This window comes from Bradyrhizobium sp. SZCCT0148 (assembly GCF_018129985.1).
In the GTDB taxonomy this organism is placed as follows: Bacteria; Pseudomonadota; Alphaproteobacteria; order Rhizobiales; family Xanthobacteraceae; genus Bradyrhizobium; species Bradyrhizobium japonicum_H.
Genome location: NZ_JAFCKT010000007.1, coordinates 17,716 through 38,298, shown reverse-complemented (window position 1 = coordinate 38,298; position 20,583 = coordinate 17,716). Strand labels below are relative to the sequence as shown.

Annotated in this window: 21 protein-coding genes; 11 read left to right on the top strand and 10 right to left on the bottom strand. The window is 64.4% G+C overall.

The genetic code is table 11. The features are described 5' to 3' along the window. Window positions 1-188 precede the first annotated feature (188 nt). From JQ580_RS21170 to JQ580_RS21160, 3 genes are all read left to right on the top strand, one after another. Complete coding sequence (locus JQ580_RS21170) at window positions 189-1,325, top strand: hypothetical protein (protein WP_212282165.1); 1,137 nt, start codon at window positions 189-191, stop codon at window positions 1,323-1,325. 118 nt (window positions 1,326-1,443) lie between these two features. Then, complete coding sequence (locus tag JQ580_RS21165; protein ID WP_212282378.1) at window positions 1,444-2,199, top strand: alpha/beta fold hydrolase; 756 nt, start codon at window positions 1,444-1,446, stop codon at window positions 2,197-2,199. Window positions 2,200-2,387: 188 nt separating this feature from the next. After that, window positions 2,388-3,485, top strand: coding sequence for a helix-turn-helix transcriptional regulator (locus JQ580_RS21160; protein WP_212282164.1), 1,098 nt, complete (start codon window positions 2,388-2,390; stop codon window positions 3,483-3,485). Window positions 3,486-3,972: 487 nt separating this feature from the next. Here JQ580_RS21160 and JQ580_RS21155 read toward each other — a convergent pair whose 3' ends face one another. Next, window positions 3,973-5,328 (bottom strand): hypothetical protein, encoded by a 1,356-nt coding sequence (locus JQ580_RS21155; protein ID WP_212282163.1) that lies wholly within the window; start codon window positions 5,326-5,328, stop codon window positions 3,973-3,975. A gap of 289 nt (window positions 5,329-5,617) precedes the next feature. Here JQ580_RS21155 and cysE point away from each other — a divergent pair, with 289 nt between their 5' ends. Further along, window positions 5,618-6,442 carry a serine O-acetyltransferase gene (gene cysE / locus JQ580_RS21150; protein WP_212282162.1) on the top strand — a complete coding sequence of 275 codons (825 nt, stop codon included), beginning with the start codon at window positions 5,618-5,620 and terminating at the stop codon, window positions 6,440-6,442. A gap of 123 nt (window positions 6,443-6,565) precedes the next feature. Beyond that, entirely contained in the window at window positions 6,566-6,784 is a 219-nt protein-coding gene (locus tag JQ580_RS21145) for a DUF3126 family protein (protein WP_007602550.1), read from the top strand. A gap of 255 nt (window positions 6,785-7,039) precedes the next feature. Here the strand turns inward: JQ580_RS21145 and JQ580_RS21140 are convergent, their stop codons facing one another. Next, window positions 7,040-7,747, bottom strand: a complete 708-nt coding sequence (locus tag JQ580_RS21140) for a hypothetical protein (RefSeq protein ID WP_212282377.1) — start codon at window positions 7,745-7,747, stop codon at window positions 7,040-7,042. A gap of 221 nt (window positions 7,748-7,968) precedes the next feature. On the opposite strand from JQ580_RS21140, the gene JQ580_RS21135 reads away from it, so the two are divergent. The 4 genes from JQ580_RS21135 (at window position 7,969) to JQ580_RS21120 (ending at window position 9,986) form a co-directional block, all read left to right on the top strand. Beyond that, window positions 7,969-8,298, top strand: coding sequence for a DUF6949 family protein (locus JQ580_RS21135; RefSeq protein WP_212282161.1), 330 nt, complete (start codon window positions 7,969-7,971; stop codon window positions 8,296-8,298). 84 nt (window positions 8,299-8,382) lie between these two features. After that, window positions 8,383-8,913: a gamma carbonic anhydrase family protein gene (locus JQ580_RS21130; protein WP_212282160.1), complete on the top strand. Its 531-nt coding sequence runs from the start codon at window positions 8,383-8,385 to the stop codon at window positions 8,911-8,913. Window positions 8,914-9,219: 306 nt separating this feature from the next. Then, window positions 9,220-9,537, top strand: a complete 318-nt coding sequence (locus JQ580_RS33910) for a hypothetical protein (protein ID WP_249134330.1) — start codon at window positions 9,220-9,222, stop codon at window positions 9,535-9,537. A gap of 104 nt (window positions 9,538-9,641) precedes the next feature. After that, window positions 9,642-9,986, top strand: coding sequence for a hypothetical protein (locus tag JQ580_RS21120; protein WP_212282159.1), 345 nt, complete (start codon window positions 9,642-9,644; stop codon window positions 9,984-9,986). Window positions 9,987-10,162: 176 nt separating this feature from the next. Here JQ580_RS21120 and JQ580_RS21115 read toward each other — a convergent pair whose 3' ends face one another. From JQ580_RS21115 to JQ580_RS21090, 6 genes are all read right to left on the bottom strand, one after another. Continuing rightward, entirely contained in the window at window positions 10,163-10,657 is a 495-nt protein-coding gene (locus tag JQ580_RS21115) for a hypothetical protein (RefSeq protein ID WP_212282158.1), read from the bottom strand. A 178-nt stretch (window positions 10,658-10,835) separates the two neighbouring features. Next, window positions 10,836-11,567 (bottom strand): aspartate/glutamate racemase family protein, encoded by a 732-nt coding sequence (locus JQ580_RS21110; RefSeq protein ID WP_212282157.1) that lies wholly within the window; start codon window positions 11,565-11,567, stop codon window positions 10,836-10,838. A gap of 5 nt (window positions 11,568-11,572) precedes the next feature. Then, the gene (locus tag JQ580_RS21105; RefSeq protein WP_212282156.1) at window positions 11,573-12,451 is read right to left on the bottom strand and encodes an ABC transporter permease; all 879 of its coding nucleotides are present in this window, start codon (window positions 12,449-12,451) and stop codon (window positions 11,573-11,575) included. Between the two features lie 2 nt (window positions 12,452-12,453). Beyond that, window positions 12,454-13,413: an ABC transporter permease gene (locus JQ580_RS21100; protein WP_212282155.1), complete on the bottom strand. Its 960-nt coding sequence runs from the start codon at window positions 13,411-13,413 to the stop codon at window positions 12,454-12,456. Window positions 13,414-13,417: 4 nt separating this feature from the next. Next, window positions 13,418-14,707, bottom strand: coding sequence for an ABC transporter substrate-binding protein (locus tag JQ580_RS21095; RefSeq protein WP_212282154.1), 1,290 nt, complete (start codon window positions 14,705-14,707; stop codon window positions 13,418-13,420). Window positions 14,708-14,749: 42 nt separating this feature from the next. Further along, on the bottom strand, window positions 14,750-15,736 hold the full coding sequence (locus JQ580_RS21090) for an ABC transporter ATP-binding protein (RefSeq protein WP_212282153.1): 987 nt from the start codon (window positions 15,734-15,736) through the stop codon (window positions 14,750-14,752). Window positions 15,737-15,988: 252 nt separating this feature from the next. On the opposite strand from JQ580_RS21090, the gene JQ580_RS21085 reads away from it, so the two are divergent. Then, window positions 15,989-16,696 carry a GntR family transcriptional regulator gene (locus tag JQ580_RS21085; protein WP_212282152.1) on the top strand — a complete coding sequence of 236 codons (708 nt, stop codon included), beginning with the start codon at window positions 15,989-15,991 and terminating at the stop codon, window positions 16,694-16,696. Between the two features lie 407 nt (window positions 16,697-17,103). Further along, window positions 17,104-18,849 carry a CYTH and CHAD domain-containing protein gene (locus JQ580_RS21080; RefSeq protein WP_212282151.1) on the top strand — a complete coding sequence of 582 codons (1,746 nt, stop codon included), beginning with the start codon at window positions 17,104-17,106 and terminating at the stop codon, window positions 18,847-18,849. A gap of 118 nt (window positions 18,850-18,967) precedes the next feature. On the opposite strand, the gene JQ580_RS21075 is transcribed toward JQ580_RS21080, so the two are convergent. Next, window positions 18,968-19,591, bottom strand: coding sequence for a transglutaminase-like cysteine peptidase (locus JQ580_RS21075; RefSeq protein WP_212282150.1), 624 nt, complete (start codon window positions 19,589-19,591; stop codon window positions 18,968-18,970). Window positions 19,592-19,921: 330 nt separating this feature from the next. Then, window positions 19,922-20,533: a PilZ domain-containing protein gene (locus JQ580_RS21070; RefSeq protein ID WP_212282149.1), complete on the bottom strand. Its 612-nt coding sequence runs from the start codon at window positions 20,531-20,533 to the stop codon at window positions 19,922-19,924. Window positions 20,534-20,583: the final 50 nt, after the last annotated feature.

Genomic DNA, 20,583 nt, shown 5'->3' with positions numbered 1-20,583 from the left:
CTCCGCAATTGCCCCATGCTCATTTGCTCATGCAAATTCGACACAATCTTGAGGCCTGAGAGAAGCCCTTCTTTCGTCGGGGACGTTGTGTCGCAATTTTGGCATACTATGTCTGTGGACGAGCGCATTTGCGGCGAAAGACGAATCACAGGCGCGCAGACGATCCCAAGGACCGCCCAGGTTTCCACATGAAGTGGCTGCGAATCAGCACGGCGTTGACCGGTATCATGGCCTGCGGCTTCCTGCTCGCACAGGTAGCACCGCACGCCCGTGAGGCCGGGGCGATCCTCGCCGCCCAGGATGATCCGGCCGCGCTCTCCGAACTGAAGCTCGATGCGCTGCTGCGGCAGAATGACCGCCTGGTTCAGGACAACGTCGAGTCCGCGCTCGCCGCGGGCGATGCCGATCTCGCCGACAGTTTCGTCACGCTGGCGCGGGACCGCGGCATTGCGCTGCCTGACGACCTCCTGGTCCGGGTCGCTGACGCAGTCAAGGCCGAGAGCACCACCTCGCATTTTGCCAAACGGTTCGCCACGGGTCTCGTCACCGGCAATGCCGACGACGTGGCGAGCCTGTCCGGGACGGTGGCCGGCGATCTCTTCGTGATCGGCGACATCAGGGACGTGGTGCGCGAGGGCAAGCATCTGGCCATGGGCGAGGACACCGACCGCCTCGTGCTCGGGCTTGCGGCCGCCGGCCTCGCGGTCACCGCCGCGACCTATGTGTCCGTCGGCGGTGCCGCGCCGGCGCGCGCCGGGCTGACGCTGGTCAAGGATGCGCGCAAGGTCGGGCGGCTCGGCGACGGGCTGGCCAAATGGGCCGGACGCTCCGCGCGCGAAATCGTCGATACGCCGATGCTGCAGACCGCAGTCGCCAAGGGTTCGATCTTCCGTCCCGGCGAAACCGCGACCGCGATCAAGGCCGCGTTCCGCGCCGAAAAGGCCGGTGCGCTGGTCAGGCTCGGCAAGGACGTCACCCGCGTCGCCGAGAAGACCGGCACGCGCGGGGCGATGGATACGCTGCGCATCGCCGAAGGTCCGAAGGACGTCGCGCGCGCGGCGCGGCTTGCCGAAGCGCAAAGCGGCAAGGCACGCGCGATCATGAAGCTGCTCGGCCGCGGCGCGCTTCTGCTGATCGGCGGCGCGTTCGATCTGGCGCTGTGGCTGTTCGGCGCGGCACTGACGCTGTTCGGCCTTCTCTCATCCATCAAGGCGACCACCGAGCGCCTCACCCAGGCCTGGTGCGATCGCAAACGGGCGCGCCGGCTGCGCCGTGCCCAGGTCGCAGCCGAAGCTGCTCTGGCCAGCGCGTCCGCGACAGCCTGAGGCGCGACGCGCTTTGGGCTATTGTTTGAGCATGATAATGCCGGAAAACCGCTGCACTCTTTTCCGGATCGTGCTCTAAGATCGACCGATCCCCCCACAAGACCTCACGGAACTGATGATGCCGAGCTTTCACAACGGCGCCGTTGAAATTGCCTATCTCGACGAAGGCGAGGGCGATCCGATCATCCTGGTGCACGGCTTTGCCTCCAGTAAGAACGTGAACTGGGTCTACCCGACCTGGGTCTCGGAACTGCGCAAGAATGGCCGCCGCGTGATTGCGCTCGACAATCGCGGCCATGGCGAAAGCGCTAAGCTCTACGAGCCCGCGCAATATTCGATTCCGACCATGGCCGGCGACGTGCTGGCGCTGATGGACCATCTCGCCATCCCGCAGGCCGACGTCATGGGCTATTCGATGGGCGGACGGATGACCGCGTGGCTGTCCCTCAACGAGCCGCAACGCCTTCGCTCGGCGATCCTCGGCGGCATCGGCATCGGCGGCCTGATCGAGGGCACCGGACCCGGCGAGAACGTCGCCGAGGCGCTGGAAGCGCCTGCGCTGGACGACGTCACCGATCCCGTCGGCCGCACCTTTCGCGCGTTCGCCGATCAGACCCGCTCAGACCGCCGCGCGCTCGCCGCCTGCCTGCGCGGCACGCGCGATCTCATGACCAAGGACGAGGCTGCGCGCATCGACGTGCCGGTGCTGATCGCGGTCGGCTCGACCGACGACGTCGCGGGCTCCGCCAGCGCGCTCGGCGCGATCATCCCCGGTTCGGAGGTGCTGGACATCCCGAACCGCGATCACATGCGCGCGGTCGGCGACAAGGTCTACAAGACCGGCGTGCTGGAGTTTTTGGCGCGGCGGGGGTGAGGGCAGGTTGTCTGAGACGAGGAGGCCCGAGACTTGCTGGCCCGCCGCCGCACCACCTCGGCGACGACCACGGCAGGGATGAGGAGCCAGCTTGTTCCACCGCGGGATCCGGGGGCCCGCTCCATGTGGCTGATTGCGTCCCTTGATCATCCAGCTATAATTTCACCAATGGCTCCTTCGCGCTGCGCATGAGTGGATCTGGGCATCTCGACCATCTGATTGATCGCATCTGCGAGGCCGGGCTGATGCCGTCATTGTGGCCCGAGGTCCTCAGCGAAATCGGTATCGCCATCGGCGGGAATGGCGGCCTGCTTTTCGCGGTGCGCGATGGCTATATCAGTGCGGTCAACTCCGATAATTTCAACGAGACCATGCCCCTTTTCCTGCGAGAGGGATGGAGTGAGCGCGATCCGCTGTTGCCGCGTGCCGCAGCTCTCAACTACGCCGGTTTCCTCAACGATGGCGACCTCCTGTCGGAAGAGGAGATCGCGACCGATGAAGTGTACTGCAATTTTTATCGCAGGCACGGGATCGGCTACAGAGCCGGGACAATCATCCCGATACCGAGTGGCGATTCGATCGCGATCGTCATGCCGCGACACCAGGACAATGGACCGGTGCCGCGCGAAGTCGTCTCGTTCCTCGATGACTTGAGGCCGCATATGGCTCGGGCGGCCCTGACCGCAAACCGCCTTGGTTTCGAGCGTGCGCGTGCGCAAACCGATGCGTTGCAGGCGATCGGGCTGCCCGGAGCGGTATTGCGCGAACGTGGCAGATTGCTCGCGGCAAACGGCTTGTTCGAAGCGCTGATGCCGTCGCTGTTCCACGACCGCGCCGAGCGGTTGACTTTGACCGATGCTGCCGCGGACGAGTTGTTCCTGGCAGCAGTGGGGACGCCGTTGGCTGGCAACAGTCGGATAGTTAGGTCCGTTGCCATCGCAGCGGCGGTGGATCGCGTACCGATGGTCTTGCATGTCATCCCGGTGCGCGGATTGGCCCGCGATATCTTCACTCAGGCCGCCTTCATGGTGGTCGTGACCCCGGTCGATCGCGGCGCTGTGCCGAGTGCGGAGGTCCTGCAAGGGCTTTTCGATCTGACGCCGGCGGAGGCCCAGGTCGCGCGTGGCGTTGCACGGGCCGAGACGATCGATGCGCTCGCAGCAACAATCGGCGTCACGCGAGAGACGGTGCGCACGCAGCTCAAAGCCGTGCTTGCGAAGACCGGTCTGTCCCGTCAGCAGGAACTCGTCAGCTTGCTGGCCGGCAAGGCATTGCGCGGCGGCTAGACTGTTTTCCATCCGCAGACACATCCCTCATCGGCCCTCCTGATCCTGCGGGCGACGGTCTGAATCAGACTTTGTCCCGGTACGCGCATGCGCCCTCTTCACCCAAATGGGTGAAGACAGGCGTCAATCCTCCGGGTTCAAGTTTGTCCCGTGGGATATTGGACGGGAAGCGGCAGCAATGGTCAGACCGGAGTTTCCGATATTCGAGATGGTCGTGGTGCAGCGCAGGCGAAGAAGATGGGCCTGGAGCGTCCGCACCAGCCAGGGAGCGGTCGTGGCGCAAGGGCGGGAATCAAGTCGTCCTGCCGCAAGGTACCAAGCTGAAAGAGCGCTGTTCATGCTGCTTCTCACCGCGGTCTATCGGTCGCGACTTCCCGTCTAGCGAGGCTCTTGTTGAGGTCGAGCCTGGACCTGGGGGCTGTTCGCCTTCAGCGGAAGCTATCGCTGTTTGGGAGAAACCAGGCGACGACGCTCCACCCCCAGCCCATCAGGCTTTGACGTCGTCGCCAAGGCGGCGCGCCAGCGCCATCAGCACCACGAAGGTCGCAACCCACACCATCCGCGCGCCGTAGCGGTCGTGCGGGCCGGAGATGACGGCGCAGATGAAGGCGTTGCCGAGCAGCGCCAGCGTCACGGTCGCCGCCAGCAGTGTCAGGTCGTCGAGCCGGCGGTTCGCGAGCGCGTTGCCGAGCAGCGCGACCAGCGCCAGCATCGACGCCAGCGCCACCGGCACATGCAGCCAGTTGATCGCGGTGAAGTCGAGCTGCCAGTTCTGCTGCCGCGCGGCGCGCATCGGCGCGACTTGCGAAGGCACGTAGCGCTCGATGATGCCGTAGGTATGCGGGATCCAGCCATTGGTGCCTTCGCCGGTCGCGACGTGCAGCAATTGCTGGCCCATCGCCCGTAGCGCCGCACCGGCCTGCCAGGCCGGATAATCCTTCAGCGACTGGACGACGATGTACCCCATCTCGTCGTTCATGCCTTCGAAGCGGCCGAGCGCGTTGAACACGCTCTTGCCCCACAGGAACTCGTCGGCGCTCGCCGGCAGATCGTTGCGATACGGGCAGAGCTTGTAGCGTTCGCGCGGGCAATGGTCGTTGAGGTAGCGCGCGACGATGCCGTCCTGCATCATGCGGCCGAAGGCGACGCCGTAACCGCCGGGCGTCCAGGCCAGCTTGCCGGAAAGCGCATAATTCGCCGAGACCAGCATCACTCCACCCGCGACGATGGTGAGGCTCGCCTGCGCCAGTCCGGCCAGCGGCAGGCGCTCCTTCAGAAACGGTCGTGCCATCCAGCCCGCAATGCAAAGGCCGAGCAGCACGCCGAGCGTGGCGCTGTGGGTCGCCGCGGCAAAGGCGGTGAAGACGACCAGCGAGATCTTCTCGAGCGTCGAGGTGCGGCCTGCGCCCACGATCAGCAGGAACAGCGACAGCACCGAAAGCCCGGCAAAGATGTCGGTGAGCAGCATGCTCGCGAGCCAGGGCAGGGCGGTCGACAGTATCAGGCAGAGGCTGATCGCGACGAAGCGGAAGGTCTGCATCATCGAGAGCACGCGAAGCGTGAGCTGCAACAGCCACAACGTCGCCAGCGATTGGACCGCGAGGTTGATCCAGAAGCCGAAGCTCTCGCCATAGTGCAGATAGAGGCCGAATACCGTGGAGCGGCTGGGCACGAGATAGCCCTCGTACCAGCGCGCCAGATAGCCGCCGGTATCCCATTGCAACAGCGGGTAGCCATTCCAGAACGCCGGTGCGATCATCAACAGGGGCAGGGCCACCGCCGCCACGCGCAGCCAAAACGTATCAGCGGCGCGCGCGCGCAATCGATCGGTGGTGATGCTCAAATCTGCTCCCCGTCCTCGCCTCGGACCATGCTCGCAATAACGGTTGGGTGAGAATTCACCAATAGTTTGACGCCGCCCGGCTTGATTTTGGCAGAACTCTGACCACTTTGAGCCGACCTTGATGCTTGGGCGCTTCGAAAGAACTGTTATGATTCAACGTCTTGGCGTGCTTTCGCGAGGCAAGGCGCTGTTCACTTTCAGGCAAGCCGGTCAGGACGTCGTCGCCTAAACTATGCTATAGAGCTGGCAAAACGAGCCACGCGTAAGAGCAGATATCAAAGAGCAAATCATGGCAGTGCATCAGGTCAATCCGGGAGGGAAGCTCGCATCGCTCGATCCGATCTGGGATCGGATCCGGAGCGAGGCGGAGGACATCGTCCGTCGCGAGCCCGAGCTTGCGACCTTCATCTATTCGACGGTGCTGCATCACAGCCGTCTGGAAGATTCGGTGATTCACCGCGTCGCCGACCGGCTCGATCACTCCGCGCTATCGGGCGACCTGGTACGCCAGACCTACGATGAAGCGTTGCGCGACGATCCGGATCTCGGCAACGCCTTCCGCGCCGATCTCGTCGCCGTCTACGACCGCGATCCCGCGACCTCGCGCTTCATCGATCCCTTGCTTTACTTCAAGGGCTTTCACGCCATCCAAACTCACCGCCTGGCGCACTGGCTCTATCTGCAGGGCCGCAAGGATTTCGCGTATTACCTGCAGAGCCGCGCCTCCGCGGTGTTCCAGACCGACATCAATCCCGCCGCACGCATCGGCCGCGGCATCTTCCTCGACCACGCCACCGGCTTCGTCTGCGGCGAGACGGCGGTGATCGAGGACGACGTCTCGATCCTGCACGGCGTCACGCTCGGCGGCACCGGCAAGGAAAACGAAGACCGTCATCCGAAGATCCGCCACGGCGTTTTGATCGGTGCCGGCGCAAAGATCCTCGGCAACATCGAGATTGGCCATTGTGCGCGCATTGCCGCCGGCTCGGTCGTGGTCAAGCCTGTGCCGCACAACGTCACCGTCGCGGGCGTGCCTGCCAAAATCGTCGGCGAGGCCGGCTGTGCCGAGCCCTCGCGCACCATGGATCAGATGATCAACGCGACGGGGCTTTGAGCTCGCGTGTAAGGGCTGGATTCTCCAGCCCTTTTCGTCCCCAAATTCTTTGGCAATTCATGCTGGCGGTTCGTCGCGTCTCGTCCTAAAACCCGCCGACCATTTTTCGATCGGAGACTTGCCGTGGACGTGAAAGAAGTCAGAAAGCTCGATGCGTATCTGAAGCGCGTATTCGGCAATCCCAAGATTCGCGTCGTGCCGCGGCCGAAGAAGGACGATTCCGCTGAGGTCTATATCGGCGAGGAATTCATCGGCGTGCTCTTCGTCGACGACGAGGACGACGATCGCTCGTTCCAGTTCCAGATGGCGATCCTCGAGGACGATCTCGTCGATCAGGAGTAGAAGTTACACCGGCCGTTTCGGCCTCTTGACCCGGACGCAGCGCAGCAGCGTCAGAACGCTGCAGCGCGTCCGGGACATGCTCCGAAGATCAGGCGCGCTTGTCTTAGGACGATGAGCAGCTTCACGGCTGCCCCATGACAGCATCAAAACGCTGAAATTCGGCTTCGAAAAATACGAACAATCGCAGGCGCTTGGCTACTGTGCATGGGGTTGTTTTCGCAATTTTTAGGTCGGAGCTGAGCCGAACGGGCTCGCTTACCCCTTCGGCCCGCGCAGTTGCGTCGTCAGCCGGTCCATGGCCTCTGCCACATCGTGCCACTGCGACAGCCAGCTCCGCGGATAGCGGAAGGTGAGGTCGGCGCCGCCGACGCGGCGCTCGGACAGGCACATGCCCGGAGTGGCTGCATCGCGGGTGCAGCGCGCCGTCAGAGCAGGGCTTGCCGCGGAATAGAAGTCCTCGCTGCCGTAGGGCGTGTCGGCGCGGAACATCCGCATCGTCAGGCCATCCGCGGGCGTCGCCCCGGCCTTGTCGAGATAGCGCGGATAGATCGTGGCTGTCCGCTGCTCGGGCGAGAGCGCATCGTGATGCGCCGCAATCGACAGGAAGATGCGGTCGATCGACTGCACCGCCGCTTCCACCGTGTCGGCGGTGACGTGCTTCGGCGCGCTGGGCGGCTCGAGCGAGGGATAGAGGAAGTCGAGATCGATACGCTCCTGCGGCCCGGAGTGCCGCTGGATCTTCATGCGGATCGCCGTCACCGGCAGGTTGAAGAGCGTGCCGCCGACGCTCACCGGCAGCTTGTCCGGGGCGTCCGCGCCGCGGGTGCCCCAGGTCGGCCAGAGCAGATAGGCGACGAGCGCGACCGCACAGCCCGCAGCAATGCCGCCGAGCACGATCGGGATGGCATGCGCCCAGCTGCGCGTGCGGGGAGGCCTATTGGGAACTGCCGAAAACACCGTCATGAGCTTGCGCGAGGTCGCCGGACGTCGGCCGGTGGCCGACGAATCAGCGGCGAATATGCCATGCGGCGGCGATTTCACGCAGCGTTCCCGGCCGCTATGGGCGGAGACGGCCCTGCGTGAACGGGACGGCGGCGTTAACCTTCCCTTAAGGATAATGTAGCGTTAACCGGCACGATTTGTCACAGGAATGCTCCGGCGTTGCGTAAGGGCGGACTGTTCCTATGACACCTGAAGCTCTCAATACCTTCTTCTCCATCTTCATCGGTTTCGCACTCGCGGGCGCGCTCGTGAACGGATACCAGGCGCTGGCGCAGCGGCCCGCCGGCTTCGGCCTGTTGCAGGACGGCGTGGCGCCGAAGACCTTCGCTGCGGTGCCGTTCCTGGTGTTCGCCGCGCCTTTCATCATCATGCGCAACACGCTGCGCGGCATGCGGGTGGAAAGCCGCCGCGCCGAATTCGTGATGATGGCGACGGTCATCGCCGGCTTCTGGAGCATGATGAGCGGCACGTTCTTCCTGATGACGCTGCGCGCCGCCGGCGTTCTGGGTTGACGCCCGCGGACTGAGCGCTGCAGGCGCCTTTGCGTCGCGGCTGCCGTTTCGCTATGCCTGTGGTCAACGCGACAGGAGACTTCCATGGCGATCTACGAGCTCGACGGGCAGGCGCCCGACCTTCCCGCCGACGGCAATTATTTCATCGCGGACACCGCCACGGTCATCGGCCGCGTGCGCCTGAAGCCCGGTGCGAGCGTCTGGTTCGGCGCGGTGCTGCGCGGCGATAATGAGTGGATCGAGATCGGCGAGGGTGCCAATGTGCAGGACGGTTCGACCTGCCACACCGATCTTGGCTTTCCGCTGGTCATCGGAACCAACTGCACCGTCGGCCACAACGTCATCCTGCACGGATGCACCATCGGCGAGGGCGCGCTGATCGGCATGGGCTCGATCGTGATGAACGGCGCGAAGATCGGCCGCAACAGCATCGTCGGAGCCGGCTCCGTCATCACCGAGGGCAAGGAATTTCCCGAACGTTCCCTGATCATCGGCTCACCGGCGCGCGTGATCCGCACGCTCGACGACGCCCAGGTGCAGAAGATGGGAAGTGCGGCGAAGTTCTACGTCGCCAACGGTCCGCGCTTCAAGAAGGGCCTGAAGCGGGTTGGCTAGGTGCCTTCGGACTCGCTTGCTTCCATGGCGCTCGCGATCTTCTCATGGCCCGCCGACCACAACGCGTGCTCGTCGCTGCCGTCTGAATAAGGATTGGCTTCAGCGGGAATGTTTTGCCGCGCGGCGTGTTCGCCTTCGGCAAAAGGGTCGCGATCCGTCATCGTGACTTCACCTTTCTGTTGTTGGAGGACGCAGGTCATGGAGATGCGCGCCATCGCGCTATCCTTTTGATTCAAGCTGACGCGGCGATATTTGTTCCGGAACTTGACTTCGCCGCGGCGGTTGACCGGCAAAGGAGAGTTTCCAATGGCCGCATCGCCCGCAACCGCCTCACTCAAAATCATGATGGTGATCTTCGCCCTTTCGGCGATGCCGGCCGTCGCGTTCGCGCAGGCCGGCGGCGGTTCTGCCGGATCGAGCGGTGGCGCCGCCGGATCGACCGGTGCCGGAGGCGTTGCCAACTCGCCGGCTCCGCCGCCGGGCACCAATAGCCTGGGGACGGCTCAGTCATCCGGCGCGGGCTCCGGAGGCACGACCGGCAGCGGTACCGGCACTGATGCCGCGGTGAATGCCGAGAACAAGCTGCTCGACAAGAAGCTCAAGAGTATCTGCCGCGGTTGCTGAATGCTCGCGCGGAAGTGAGACAGCGTGGCTGTCCGGAATGTCCCGGTGACGCTAGCTTGATTCCACTTTGAAGCGTGGAGCGTGTCCACGCGGAGGATCGAGTGATGTTACGCAGGATGATGATGGCGGCGCTGGCCGCTGCAGTGGTCGGGATGCCGGTGCCGCAGGTGGCCCACGCCGGGGGATTCGGACACGGCGGCGGCGGGCATGGTGGCTGGGGCCACGGCGGCTACTGGCACGGGGGCGGCTTTTGGCCCGGATTTGCAATCGGGGCGGGGATCGCCGGTGCCGGCTATTACGGTGGCTATTACGGCTACGGCTACCCCTATTACGGCTATCGGACCGGATACGGCGACTACAATGATGGGTATGGCGGCTGCTACGTCGCACGCCAGCGTGTCATGACGCCTGCCGGCTGGCGGATCCGCCGCGTGGACGTCTGCGAATAGCGCCCCGAAAAAACAAGGTCGTTGACGCAGTATACCGTCAACGACCTTGCCAGCCCCGGACATTGAAATCGGCTCACGCCATCCGGTAACAGTGACCATCGCGCGGAATCATACGGGCGAATGTGATCCAGTTCACAAGTGCCGAAATTAAAAGTTCCACCGAGTGGCGCGGGCGCTCAGCCGCGCGCGCGTTTTCGCGCACTGGCGTGGACACGGTGTCGCGCCGGTTTCCTACGGGTAACCGCGGGCGTCTCGGCCTCGGTTGCCCGTGCGCTGGCAAACGATTGCCGCAAGCCGTCGATCGACTCGTTCAGTGATGCGACCTGTTCGGACAGGCGCTTGGTGTCCGCCTGCTGCGCCGCCATCAGCCGCTTCATGGTCTGGAGCTGGTCCTGCACGACCTGGAGCTGGTCGATCGATTCCTGCTGGGTCGCCTCGAGACCCTTGGTCTTCTCGACCAGCTGCTCGGAGGCCTGGGCCGTGCGGGCCTGGAGCTGCCGGGATGCCACCACCCGGTCGGCCTCAGGAGCGGCGCCGGTATAGGCGCGCCAGATCGCGATAGAGGTCGCGCCTGCGATCAAAAGGAAAAGAGCGGCGGCGGTCAGCGCGATCGGCTGGGCACCGAGACGAAGAAGGGGGCTGGACCGAGTGTCCGCTGCGAGATCGAGCATCGCTGACAAAACCCAAATTGAAACTTGGTGCGTGGCGAAGACTGGCGACTCAAGGTCGCCGTGGACGTCCCGAAAGTGTTACTGATCGGCAACAATTGGGACCAAAAAGAGGCTGCGGCCCAGAAAAGCGCTTGGCGCCCGGATATCGCACGCCGCCGTTCCGGTCAGATGGTCGGATTCAGGGCTGAAACGACGAAAACCGCCCGGAATAGGCTTTCGACCGTGGCGGCGCATATGGCCCGAGCCGCGACGTCTTGAGTCCCAGCCGCACCAGTGATTCTGCCAGCGTGACCGCCGCGGCGACGCCATCGACTACGGGCAGGCCGTGCGTGGCGGCGAACTCGGCGGCGAGATCGGCCATGCCGGCGCAGCCGAGCACGATGGCCTCGGCGCGGTCGTCGCGGATCGCCGCCGCGATCTCCGCGGAGATTTTTGTAAGCGCTTCGGTGTTGCGCGCCTCGAGCGCGAGCACCGGGACCTCGGCGGCGCGGACGCGGGTGCAGCGCTCGGCAAGTCCGTATTTCTTCAGATTGTGCTCGATCGGCACGATGGAGACACCGAGCGTCGTCACCACGGCAAAGCGCGCCGCAAGCAGGCTCGCCATGTGGAAGCCGGCCTCGCCGATGCCGACCACCGGTGCCTTCGCGACGGCGCGCGCGGCATCCAGGCCAGTGTCGTCGAAGCAGGCGATGATGTGGGCCTCCGCACCGTCCCGGTCGGCGTCGCGGATGCAGCCGAGCATGCCGGGGACGGCAAAGGCCTCGTCGTAGAATCCTTCGATCGAGACCGGGCCCATCGTCGGCTGTCGCGCGTCGATCTCAGTGCCGGGCAACGCGACCGCGCGCGCCGCAGCGGCGATCTTCGCCGTCATCGACGCGGTCGTGTTGGGATTGACGACGTGCAGCCGCATCGCGATCAGACAAGTCCCTGGCCGGCATCCGAGCCCTTGGCCGCCTGCCGCTTGTTGAGCATGGCGATGGTGCCGAGCGCAAGCGCGATCACGGTGAAGGAGACCGCGGAGATCACGGTGCCGAGCGCATAGATGTCGGGGTTCGTCACGGTCGTGGTGAGGCCCTGGAGATCGAGCGGCAGCGTATTCACGGCCCCGATCGCCTGGCTGGAGCGGGCGAGCTCGTCCCAGGACAGCGTGAAGCCGAACAGCCCGATGCCGATCACCGAGGGCAGGATGATCGGCAGCACGACGTGACGGAAGGTCTGCCACGGCGTCGCACCGAGATCGCGCGCGGCTTCCTCCAGTCTGGGGTCGAAGCGGTTGAAGATCGCGAACATGATGAGCAGACCGAACGGCAGCGTCCAGGTCAGATGCGCACCCAGGCCTGACGTGAGCAGGCCCATCGAGGTCTCGAAATTCTCGTTCCAATGCGCCTTGATCAGGTCGTCGATGATGCGGAATTCGAGCGAGATGCCGAGCGAGGTGATGATCGAAGGTACGATCAGGCTGGCGATCGCGGAATAGAACAGGATGCTTTGCGCCTTGAATTTTCGCCGGAAGGCCATGCCGGCGGCGACCGACAGCACGACGGTGACGATCATCACGATGATGCCGAGCAATAGCGAGCGGCGGAAGGCCGCGCCGAGGTCGACGATCCCGGTCCCCTTGAACAGCTTTGCGATCCAGAAGGTCGACACGCCGTTCATCGGGAAGGTGAGGCCGCCTTGTGGTCCCTGGAACGACAGCACGTAGATCGCGATCATGGGCCCGTAGAGGAACAGCACGTAGGCTGCGAAGAAGATCGCGAGCACATAGAACGAGCGCGGGCGTCCTTCCGTCATGCCTAGAGCTCCTTCTTGATGTCGACGATGCGCGACATCATCGTGATGATCAGGAAGGTGATGATGAGCAGGATCACGGCGTTGGCCGCTGCGGCCGGGAACTGCAATGCGTTGACCCGCGTCTCGATGATCTTGCCGGCGGCGGCGATCTGCTGGCCGCCCATCACGCCGATGGTGATGAAGTCGCCCATCACGATGGTGATGACGAAGATCGAGCCGATCACGATGCCGGGCTTTGCCAGGGGGATGATGACGTTGACCAGCGTCTGGAAGCCGGTCGCGCCGGCGTCATAGGCGGCCTCGATCAGCGACTTGTCGATGCGGATCATCGAATTGAAGATCGGCACCACCATGAAGAAGGTGAAGAGGTGCACCAGCGCCAGCACCACGGAGAATTCGGAGAACAGCAGCCATTCGATCGGGTGGTTGATCAGCCCCGTCTTGATCAGCCCGGAGTTCACGAGGCCGTTCCGGCCGAGCAGGGGGATCCAGGCGATCATGCGGATCACGTTGGAGGTCCAGAACGGGATCGTGCAGAGCAGCGACAGTCCCATCTGCCAGGTTTTCGACTTGACGTGGAAGGCGAGGAAATAGGCGACCCAGAAGCCGATGAACAGCGTGATGGCCCAGACCATGAAGCAGAGCTTCAGCGTCATCACATAGGTTCGCCCGATCGTGCAGAGATCAGGGAGCTGCGCGATGCAGCCTTCGAACGTGTCGGTGTAGCCGCGGCCGGAGAAAGCCGGCAGCAGCTGGTATTCGTTGTAGTCCCAGAACGAGACGATGACGACGAACACCAGCGGAATGAGAAAGAAGGCGAGAAACACCAGCATCATCGGCCCGGCCTGCAGCCAGGAGATGAAGGACGGCGACCACCGCGCGGCCTTCGCAGCGCGCGCGGTGTCCGATCCCCGGACGAGGTCCGGGGACGCCTGTTGCAGGATGTTTTCCGAGGTGTCCATCACATTACGCTGCGATGAACTCGTTCCACTTGCGGACCATGTAGTCGTTCTCGTCCATCACGGCGTTCCAGCAGGCGACGCCGCCCATGCGGTCCTCGTAAGAGCCGCCGTCGCGCACGGCGCCCGCCTTCTCCAGCAGCGAGCCGTCGGGCGCCTTGATGTCCTTCTCGGCCGGCTTGCCTTCCATCCAATAGGCCCACTCGTAGGGCTCCATATGCGCCTTCGCGGTCGAGAGCACGGCGGAGTAATAGCCTTGGCGGTTGAGATAGGCGCCGGCATAGCCTGACAGGAACCAGTTGACGAACTCGTAGGCCCATTCGAGCTTTGCGCCCGAGACGCCCTTGGAGACGCAGAAGCCGGAGGCCCAGGAGCGATAGCCTTCCTTCAGCGGCTGGAAGGTGCAGGGAATACCCATCGAACGCACCTTGGTCACCGCCGGCGACCACATCGACTGGATGACCGTTTCACCTGACGCCATCAGGTTGACGCTCTCGTTGAAGTCCTTCCAGAACGCGCGGAACTGGCCGGCCTTCTTGGCTTCGGTCATCACCTTCATGGTGAGATCGATCTCTTCCTTGGTCATGTTGCCCTTGTCGGCATATTTGTACTTGCCGGTGGCCTCCACGACCATCGCGGCATCCATGATGCCGATCGAGGGGATGTTGAGAATCGAAGCCTTGCCCTTGAATTCAGGATTGAGCAGCTCGGCCCAGGTGCTGATCGGCCGCTTGATCAGGTCGGGGCGGATGCCGAGCGTGTCGGCGTTGTAGACGGTCGGAATCAGCGTGACGAATTCGGTCGCCGACGTCGCGAACTTCTTGGAGTCCTTGCCCTCGAGATAGAGCACCTTCCAGGGCGCGGTGCCCTGGCCGCCGATCTTCTTGCCGCCGGGCGTCTCGCCCTTCGTGAAGACGGGCGTGATGTTGTCGAATTCTTTGATCTTCCTGGCGTCGAGCGCAAGGATGTTGCCCGACGGCACGATCTTTTTCAGAGAGAAATATTCGGTGTCCAGCACATCGAACGAGTTCGGCTGGGTCATCACGCGCTTGGTGACGTCGTCGGTGGTCGCGGTGATGTATTCGATCTTGATGCCGGTGTCCTTCAGGCACTGCCTGGAGATGTCGTCGCCCTCGTTCACGGCGGTGCCGAGATAGCGCAGCACCTTCGCGTCGGCCGACTTCACATAGGGAAAACCGGTGATGGCGCCGGAGCCGGCGGCGAGGCCGGCGAGGCCAGCGGTGCCCTTGAGCAGCGTGCGGCGGCTGACGCCCTTCGTCCCAGTGGTCTTGCTCATGTCAGTCACTCCTCTGTTGCGCATTCCAACGATCGATCGGCGCTATTGCAGGCGTTGCGCCTTGGCGGGATCCCAGGTGGCCAGCACGCGATCGCCCGGACGGAACGGGTGGACGTCGAAAGTGGCTTCGGGAACGTGGGAGAACAGGGCCGTGCCGTCGTCGAGCGTCAGCGAGACGGCGATGTAGGAGCCCTGGTACTCGGTCTGGGTCAGCAGCGCCGGCGCGCCGAACACGCCGTCGGCAAACGGCGCAATGCCGAGCTGATCGGCGCGGACGGCGATGAGGTTGCCGGCGTCGCTGAGCACGTTGTGGCCGCCGATGAAGCGCGCCACGAATTCGGTGCGGGGATGGTGGAAGATGTCGCGGGCCGTGCCCTGCTGCTCGATCCTGCCGTGGTTCATCACCACGATGTGGTCGGCGAGCGCCATCGCCTCCTCCTGGCCGTGGGTGACCTGGATGAAGCTGATGCCGAGCTCGCGCTGCAGCCGCTTCAACTCGCCGCGCATCTTGACCCGCAGGAACGGATCCAGCGCGGAGAGCGGCTCGTCGAGCAGCAGAATCTGCGGCTCGGTGATCAGCGCGCGGGCGAGCGCGACGCGTTGCTGCTGGCCGCCGGAGAGCTGTGCCGGGAGGCGGCCCGCATACTGGCTCATCGCCACCAGCTCCAGCAATTCGCCGGCGCGCTTGTGGCGCGTCGGCTTGTCGATGCCGCGCATCTTGAGGGCAAAGGCGACGTTGTCGATCACGCTCAGATGCGGAAACAGCGCGTAGGACTGGAACATCATCGCGGTGCCGCGCTCCGCCGGCGGCAGGTCGGTGACGTTCTGCGCGCCGAGGATGATGTCGCCCTCGCTGACCGCCTCGTGGCCCGCGATCATCCGCAGCGTCGAGGTCTTTCCGCAGCCGGACGGCCCGAGCAGGCAGCAATAGGTGCCGGCCGGGATCTTCAGATTGACGGTGTCGACCGCCAGCGTGGTGTCGTAGCGCTTGGTGACGGCGACCAGTTCGAGAGCGGCGGGAGTGGCCATGGCGCATCCGGGGAGGGCGGTTCTGCGGCTCTCTCCGCAAGGTCCGTGCCAATCGCCATCGGTCTGCCGATTCTTCAAAACTGTGCAGCGGAGTCAGATCGTTAGATCGAATCCGGCGCATTCAGGCCGTCTAACCTGGGTGCACGCGCCTGCACACAAAGCGGGCGGCGATTGTATAAAGTTTCGCCTGTGATTGGATACAGCTGGTCGACTAACATCCGAGCGAACGTCGTCGATCGAGCCCTCGCAACCATGGCCGCCAAGCCCCGCCCCAAATCAGACGCGCCAGACGCCAGCGATCGCGTCAGCCGCATCCGGGAGGGCGTGACCGCCGCAATCCTCGAGCACCGCCTGCTGCCGGGCACCAAGCTCGGAGAGGACGAGATCGGCGAGATCTACGGCGCGAGCCGTACGCTGGTCCGCACAGCGCTCCAGCAGCTCGCGCATGAAGGCATCGTCAATATCGAGAAGAACCGCGGCGCCTTCGTCGCGCGTCCCACGCCCGCCGATGCCCGCGAGGTGTTCGAGGCGCGGCGCCTGATCGAGCCGACCATCGTCGACCACGCCATCGAAGCGATGTCGCCGGCCTGGCTCGATCGTCTCCAGCGACACCTCAGTGAGGAGCGCGCGGCGGAGCTGCGCGGCGACGCGCGCGCCTCGGTTCGGTTGTCCGGTGAGTTTCACAAGCTGGTCGCCGAGATGAGCGGTCACAGCATCTATCTCGGCTTCCTCAAGGAATTGATCGCGCGCTCCTCGCTCATCATCCTGCTCTACCGCCGCCACGACACGCCGGCCTGCGGCACCGACCATCATGCCGGCATCGTTGCCGCGATCCGCAAGCGCGACAAGCAGGCCGCGCGCCGCGAGATGCTGTCGCATCTCACCGAGATCGAGGCCGAGCTGTTCCTGAAGGATCCCGCCGCCGACGAGCTGCGGCTCGCGGACGTGCTGGGCGCGTGAGGCCGCGCAGCAGAACGTCCAGGCTGGATGGCTTCTATTTATGCTTGTCGGGAACCGGTGTCGTGCAATGCAGGGCAGTTGCGATCGCAGGGACGGCAGGCGGCGGCGCCGTCCTGGTCATAATCGCAGGCCTGTCATCGGACGCGTGGCTTCTAAGCGTCTCCAGAACCAGAAAGAATTTCTCGGCCAGCATGGTCAAGCTCGCGAACGCGTTCATCTCGGTTTCGAAAAGGACGAGATACGCCAAAAATCCGATCGCCCGCGAATCTCTACAACAGTGTAATTCGCAACCTTGCTGCGAATTATGACAGTCGATGATCACGCGGTGCGACGTAACGTGGCTGTTCCCCGCGGGCCTGACCGGCTATATGCTGGCGCTCTGTCATTGAACTGTCATGCTACCGCAAATGCTGAAATCAGACGCGACACCGGCTCGCAAAACTCCGAGCGGGCCGGACGGGAATGCTGTCCCGAAGGACAACAAGAGGACGCGGGTTGTCGCCGGCTTCCTAAGGCAGATTGAACCGGCCGAACCTGCTATCGTCGAGGGCGCCGTGAGTGATCAGACGCCATCGCAAGATGCCCCGCCCGCGCCGGAGCCGCCGCAGTCGAGCGTTGCCGCGCACGCCGGCGAAATCGAGCTCAAGCTGCTGGTCGATGCCGAGCGCATGGCGGGTTTCAACGCCGCACCCGTCATCGCGGCCCATGCGCGCAACAAGGGCTCGCGAAAACATCTCACATCCGTCTACTACGACACGCCCGAGCGGATGCTTCGAAGAAACGGCCTGAGCCTGCGCGTTCGCCAGAGCGGCGCGCGCTTTGTGCAGACCGTGAAGACCGAGGCGGCGGACGATCCGCTGCGCCGCGGCGAGTGGGAGGCGAGCGTGGCCTCGCTGACGCCCGATCTCGCTCTGGCGATGCCTTTCATTCCGGAGAAGCTTCGCGGCCATCTCGAAGCGCGGCCGCTCGAAGCCGTGTTCACAGCCGACGTCCGCCGCCACGCGCGGATGATCGATCTGCCGTCAGGCACGGTGGAGATCGCCTTCGATCGCGGCGTGCTGACGGCAGGGGATCGGTCGCTGCCGGTGAGCGAGATCGAGCTGGAGCTCAAGAGCGGCACTGCGAGCACGATCTACGAGGTCGCCTTGCGGCTGGCCGAGCACGGCGCGGTGAAGCCGTCCATCCGCAGCAAATCCGCGCGCGGCTTCGACCTTGCCATGGGCGCGCCGCCCGAGGCACGACGCCCGCGAAAGCTTCGCCTCGACCCGTCGGTGACGCTCGACGAGGCGTTCGCGACGATCCTGCGCTCCTGCTTCCTGCATCTGCTTCAGTCGTTGCCGGCGGCCGAGGACGGGCGCAATCCCGAAGGCGTGCATCAGCTGCGCGTCGCGCTGCGCCGGATCCGCTCGGCGCTCGGCCTGATGCGCTCGGTCGGTGCGCTCAGCAATGTCGACGCACTGCGATCGGAGGCGCGCTGGCTGGCGCAGGACCTGTCCGCCGCTCGCGATTGGGATGTGTTCCAATTCGAGACCTTGCCGACGATCGCGAAGGCATGCCCGTCCGTCGCCGGCTTCGACGCGCTCGGCCGCGCTGCGGCCGGTCGCCAGTCGGAAGCCTATCGCAAGGCGCATCACGCGCTCGACGATCGCCGCTGCACCATGTTCCTGATCGGTCTCGGCAACTGGATCGAGACACGGGGCTGGCGCAACGACGTCGCCGCCGACGATCTTGGCCGGCTCGCCGAGCCCGCCGTCAATTTCGCGCAGCGCAGTCTTTCGGAGCAGTACGCCAAGGTGCGCAGGCGCGGCCGCCGCTTCAAGTTGCTCACGATGGAAGAGCTGCACCGGGTGCGGCTCGCGACCAAGCGGTTGCGCTATCTCAGCGAGTTCCTGCTGCCGCTGTTTGCCGATCGCAAGTCCGCGAAGAAATTTGCGCGGAGGCTCGCCGGTTTGCAGGAGGACCTCGGCGCCTTCAACGACATGGCCGTCACAGCTTCGCTGCTCGACGGCATCGAGGCCGGGCCCGACGGCGCCATCGCGGCCGCCGCGATCGCCGGCTGGCAGGCGCGGGCATCGATCGGCGTCAGGCCGGCCTTGCAAGGCACCTGGCGCGACTTCACGGCCGCGCGCGTGCCTTGGTCGTCACTGAGCTGATCGAGCAACCCCAAAAAAGTTGCGCCCAGCCATTGGGGGATGGCTGGGCGCGCGCGAACCGGTCTGGGACGGGGAGGGGTGGGGATGTGACCGGGTCGCGTAACTCCTTGTCTCGTTCTTAATCTCTCGCACTGGCGGTCGAGACCGCCGGCTTGGTATCGCCCAGCGAGACCCAGACGTTGGGATCGCTCTGCGACTGGCGCTTGACGAAGCGGTAGCCGGTCTCCGTCCAGGCAACGACGTTCTCGTTCTGATTGTCGAGAACGAACTCGCCCTTGTCGGTCTTCACCGTCAGCACCGCGTGTCCTTCGCCCTTCTTGTCGCGCACGACGGTGATGAGCAGGGCCTGGCGGGGCCATCCGGCATCGATCAGCATCTTGCGCTTCAACAACACGTAGTCTTCGCAGTCGCCGTAACCGTCGGTCGGCAGCGACCATTTCTCGATCACGCCCCAGTGCTCCTGGTCGGTCAGAGGCTTGACGGTCTCGTTGACCCAGCGATTGACCTTGACGAGGTCGCGCCATGCGGCCTGCGACATCACGATGTCGCGCGGCTGCGTCGGCGCGCCCTGGCACTGAGCGGTATTGTCCGCGCAGAATTCGATCCAGCCGATCGGTGCACGCGTGGTGTCACCGAGGCTCGCGTAGAGCAGACGGCTTTCGCCGGCCTGCGCTGCTGCGCTGATTCCGAAGAGCATGGCAGCCAGCGCCAGCCCTTTCCCCTGTCCCTTGAAATCAAACATTGCGGCCCCCGTTTCTTGTTGGGACCACATTTCGCACGGAGCTTTTGCGTTGCCGCTAAGTCAGTCAAGTCAAGTCGAGACGAATGCAAGTAAAAGGCGCGGCGAATTCGATCTATACTTGAATCGAATTCTCATAAAATTTGAAACAACTGCAATTGATTCAAGTTTTATCGATTAACGCGGAAATGTCGGCGGAACCGCCGTTTCCACGTGCGAACGGGCTGCGCGTTAACCGGCGCAAGGCGGTCCCGACGCACGAAAAAGGCGGCGTCCGCTTTGCGGAGGCCGCCTTCAGGGCTGGAAACAAAGGGGTTTTGCCGGGTCGGCGCTTTACCGCGCGGTAACGCTCTCTTCGAGTGTCTCGATCGGCTGGGCGTGGACGAACTCCAGAGCGAAGCCGTCTTCGAGGTTTCGGACCACGCGGCCCTGGACCCGGCCAAGCAGAACCGTCGATTTCAGCGGCGGCCGGTTCTCCGCCGCAATGGCCGCGCCGGACAAGGAGAGGTCGATGATGCGGCAGGTCATCTTGGTGCCGTCCTCAAGCGTCAGCACCGCGATCGGGTTGCGCGGCACGATACGGTCGTGGCGGCGATCCTCCGGCAGATTGAGGATGTCGCGGTTGGCAAGCCAGGTCAGCTGTGCCGCGAGCTTGTCGCGCTTCCTCGGCGTCGCACCGACCGTCATGGCGAAGCCGTTGTCGATGATGCGGGTGATCTTGCCCTCGACGCGGCCGATATGGTCGAGATAGGCGACGACGCGGTCGCCGACATTGCCGATGCCGGGGGCGAGCAGCGCGAGGCCGCCCGGCGACATGTTGATCACCTGGCAGGGAAATTCACGGCGGTCCGGCAGCATGTAGCGGCCAAGCAGGTGCACTTTCACCCGCTGGAAGCGCCGACGCTCTTCGGCGGCCGGAAGAAATTTTTTGTTCGCGAACGCCATTTTCACAACCCGACCCCCCGCCTGGCGGAGTCCGGGACGACCCTAAGGTG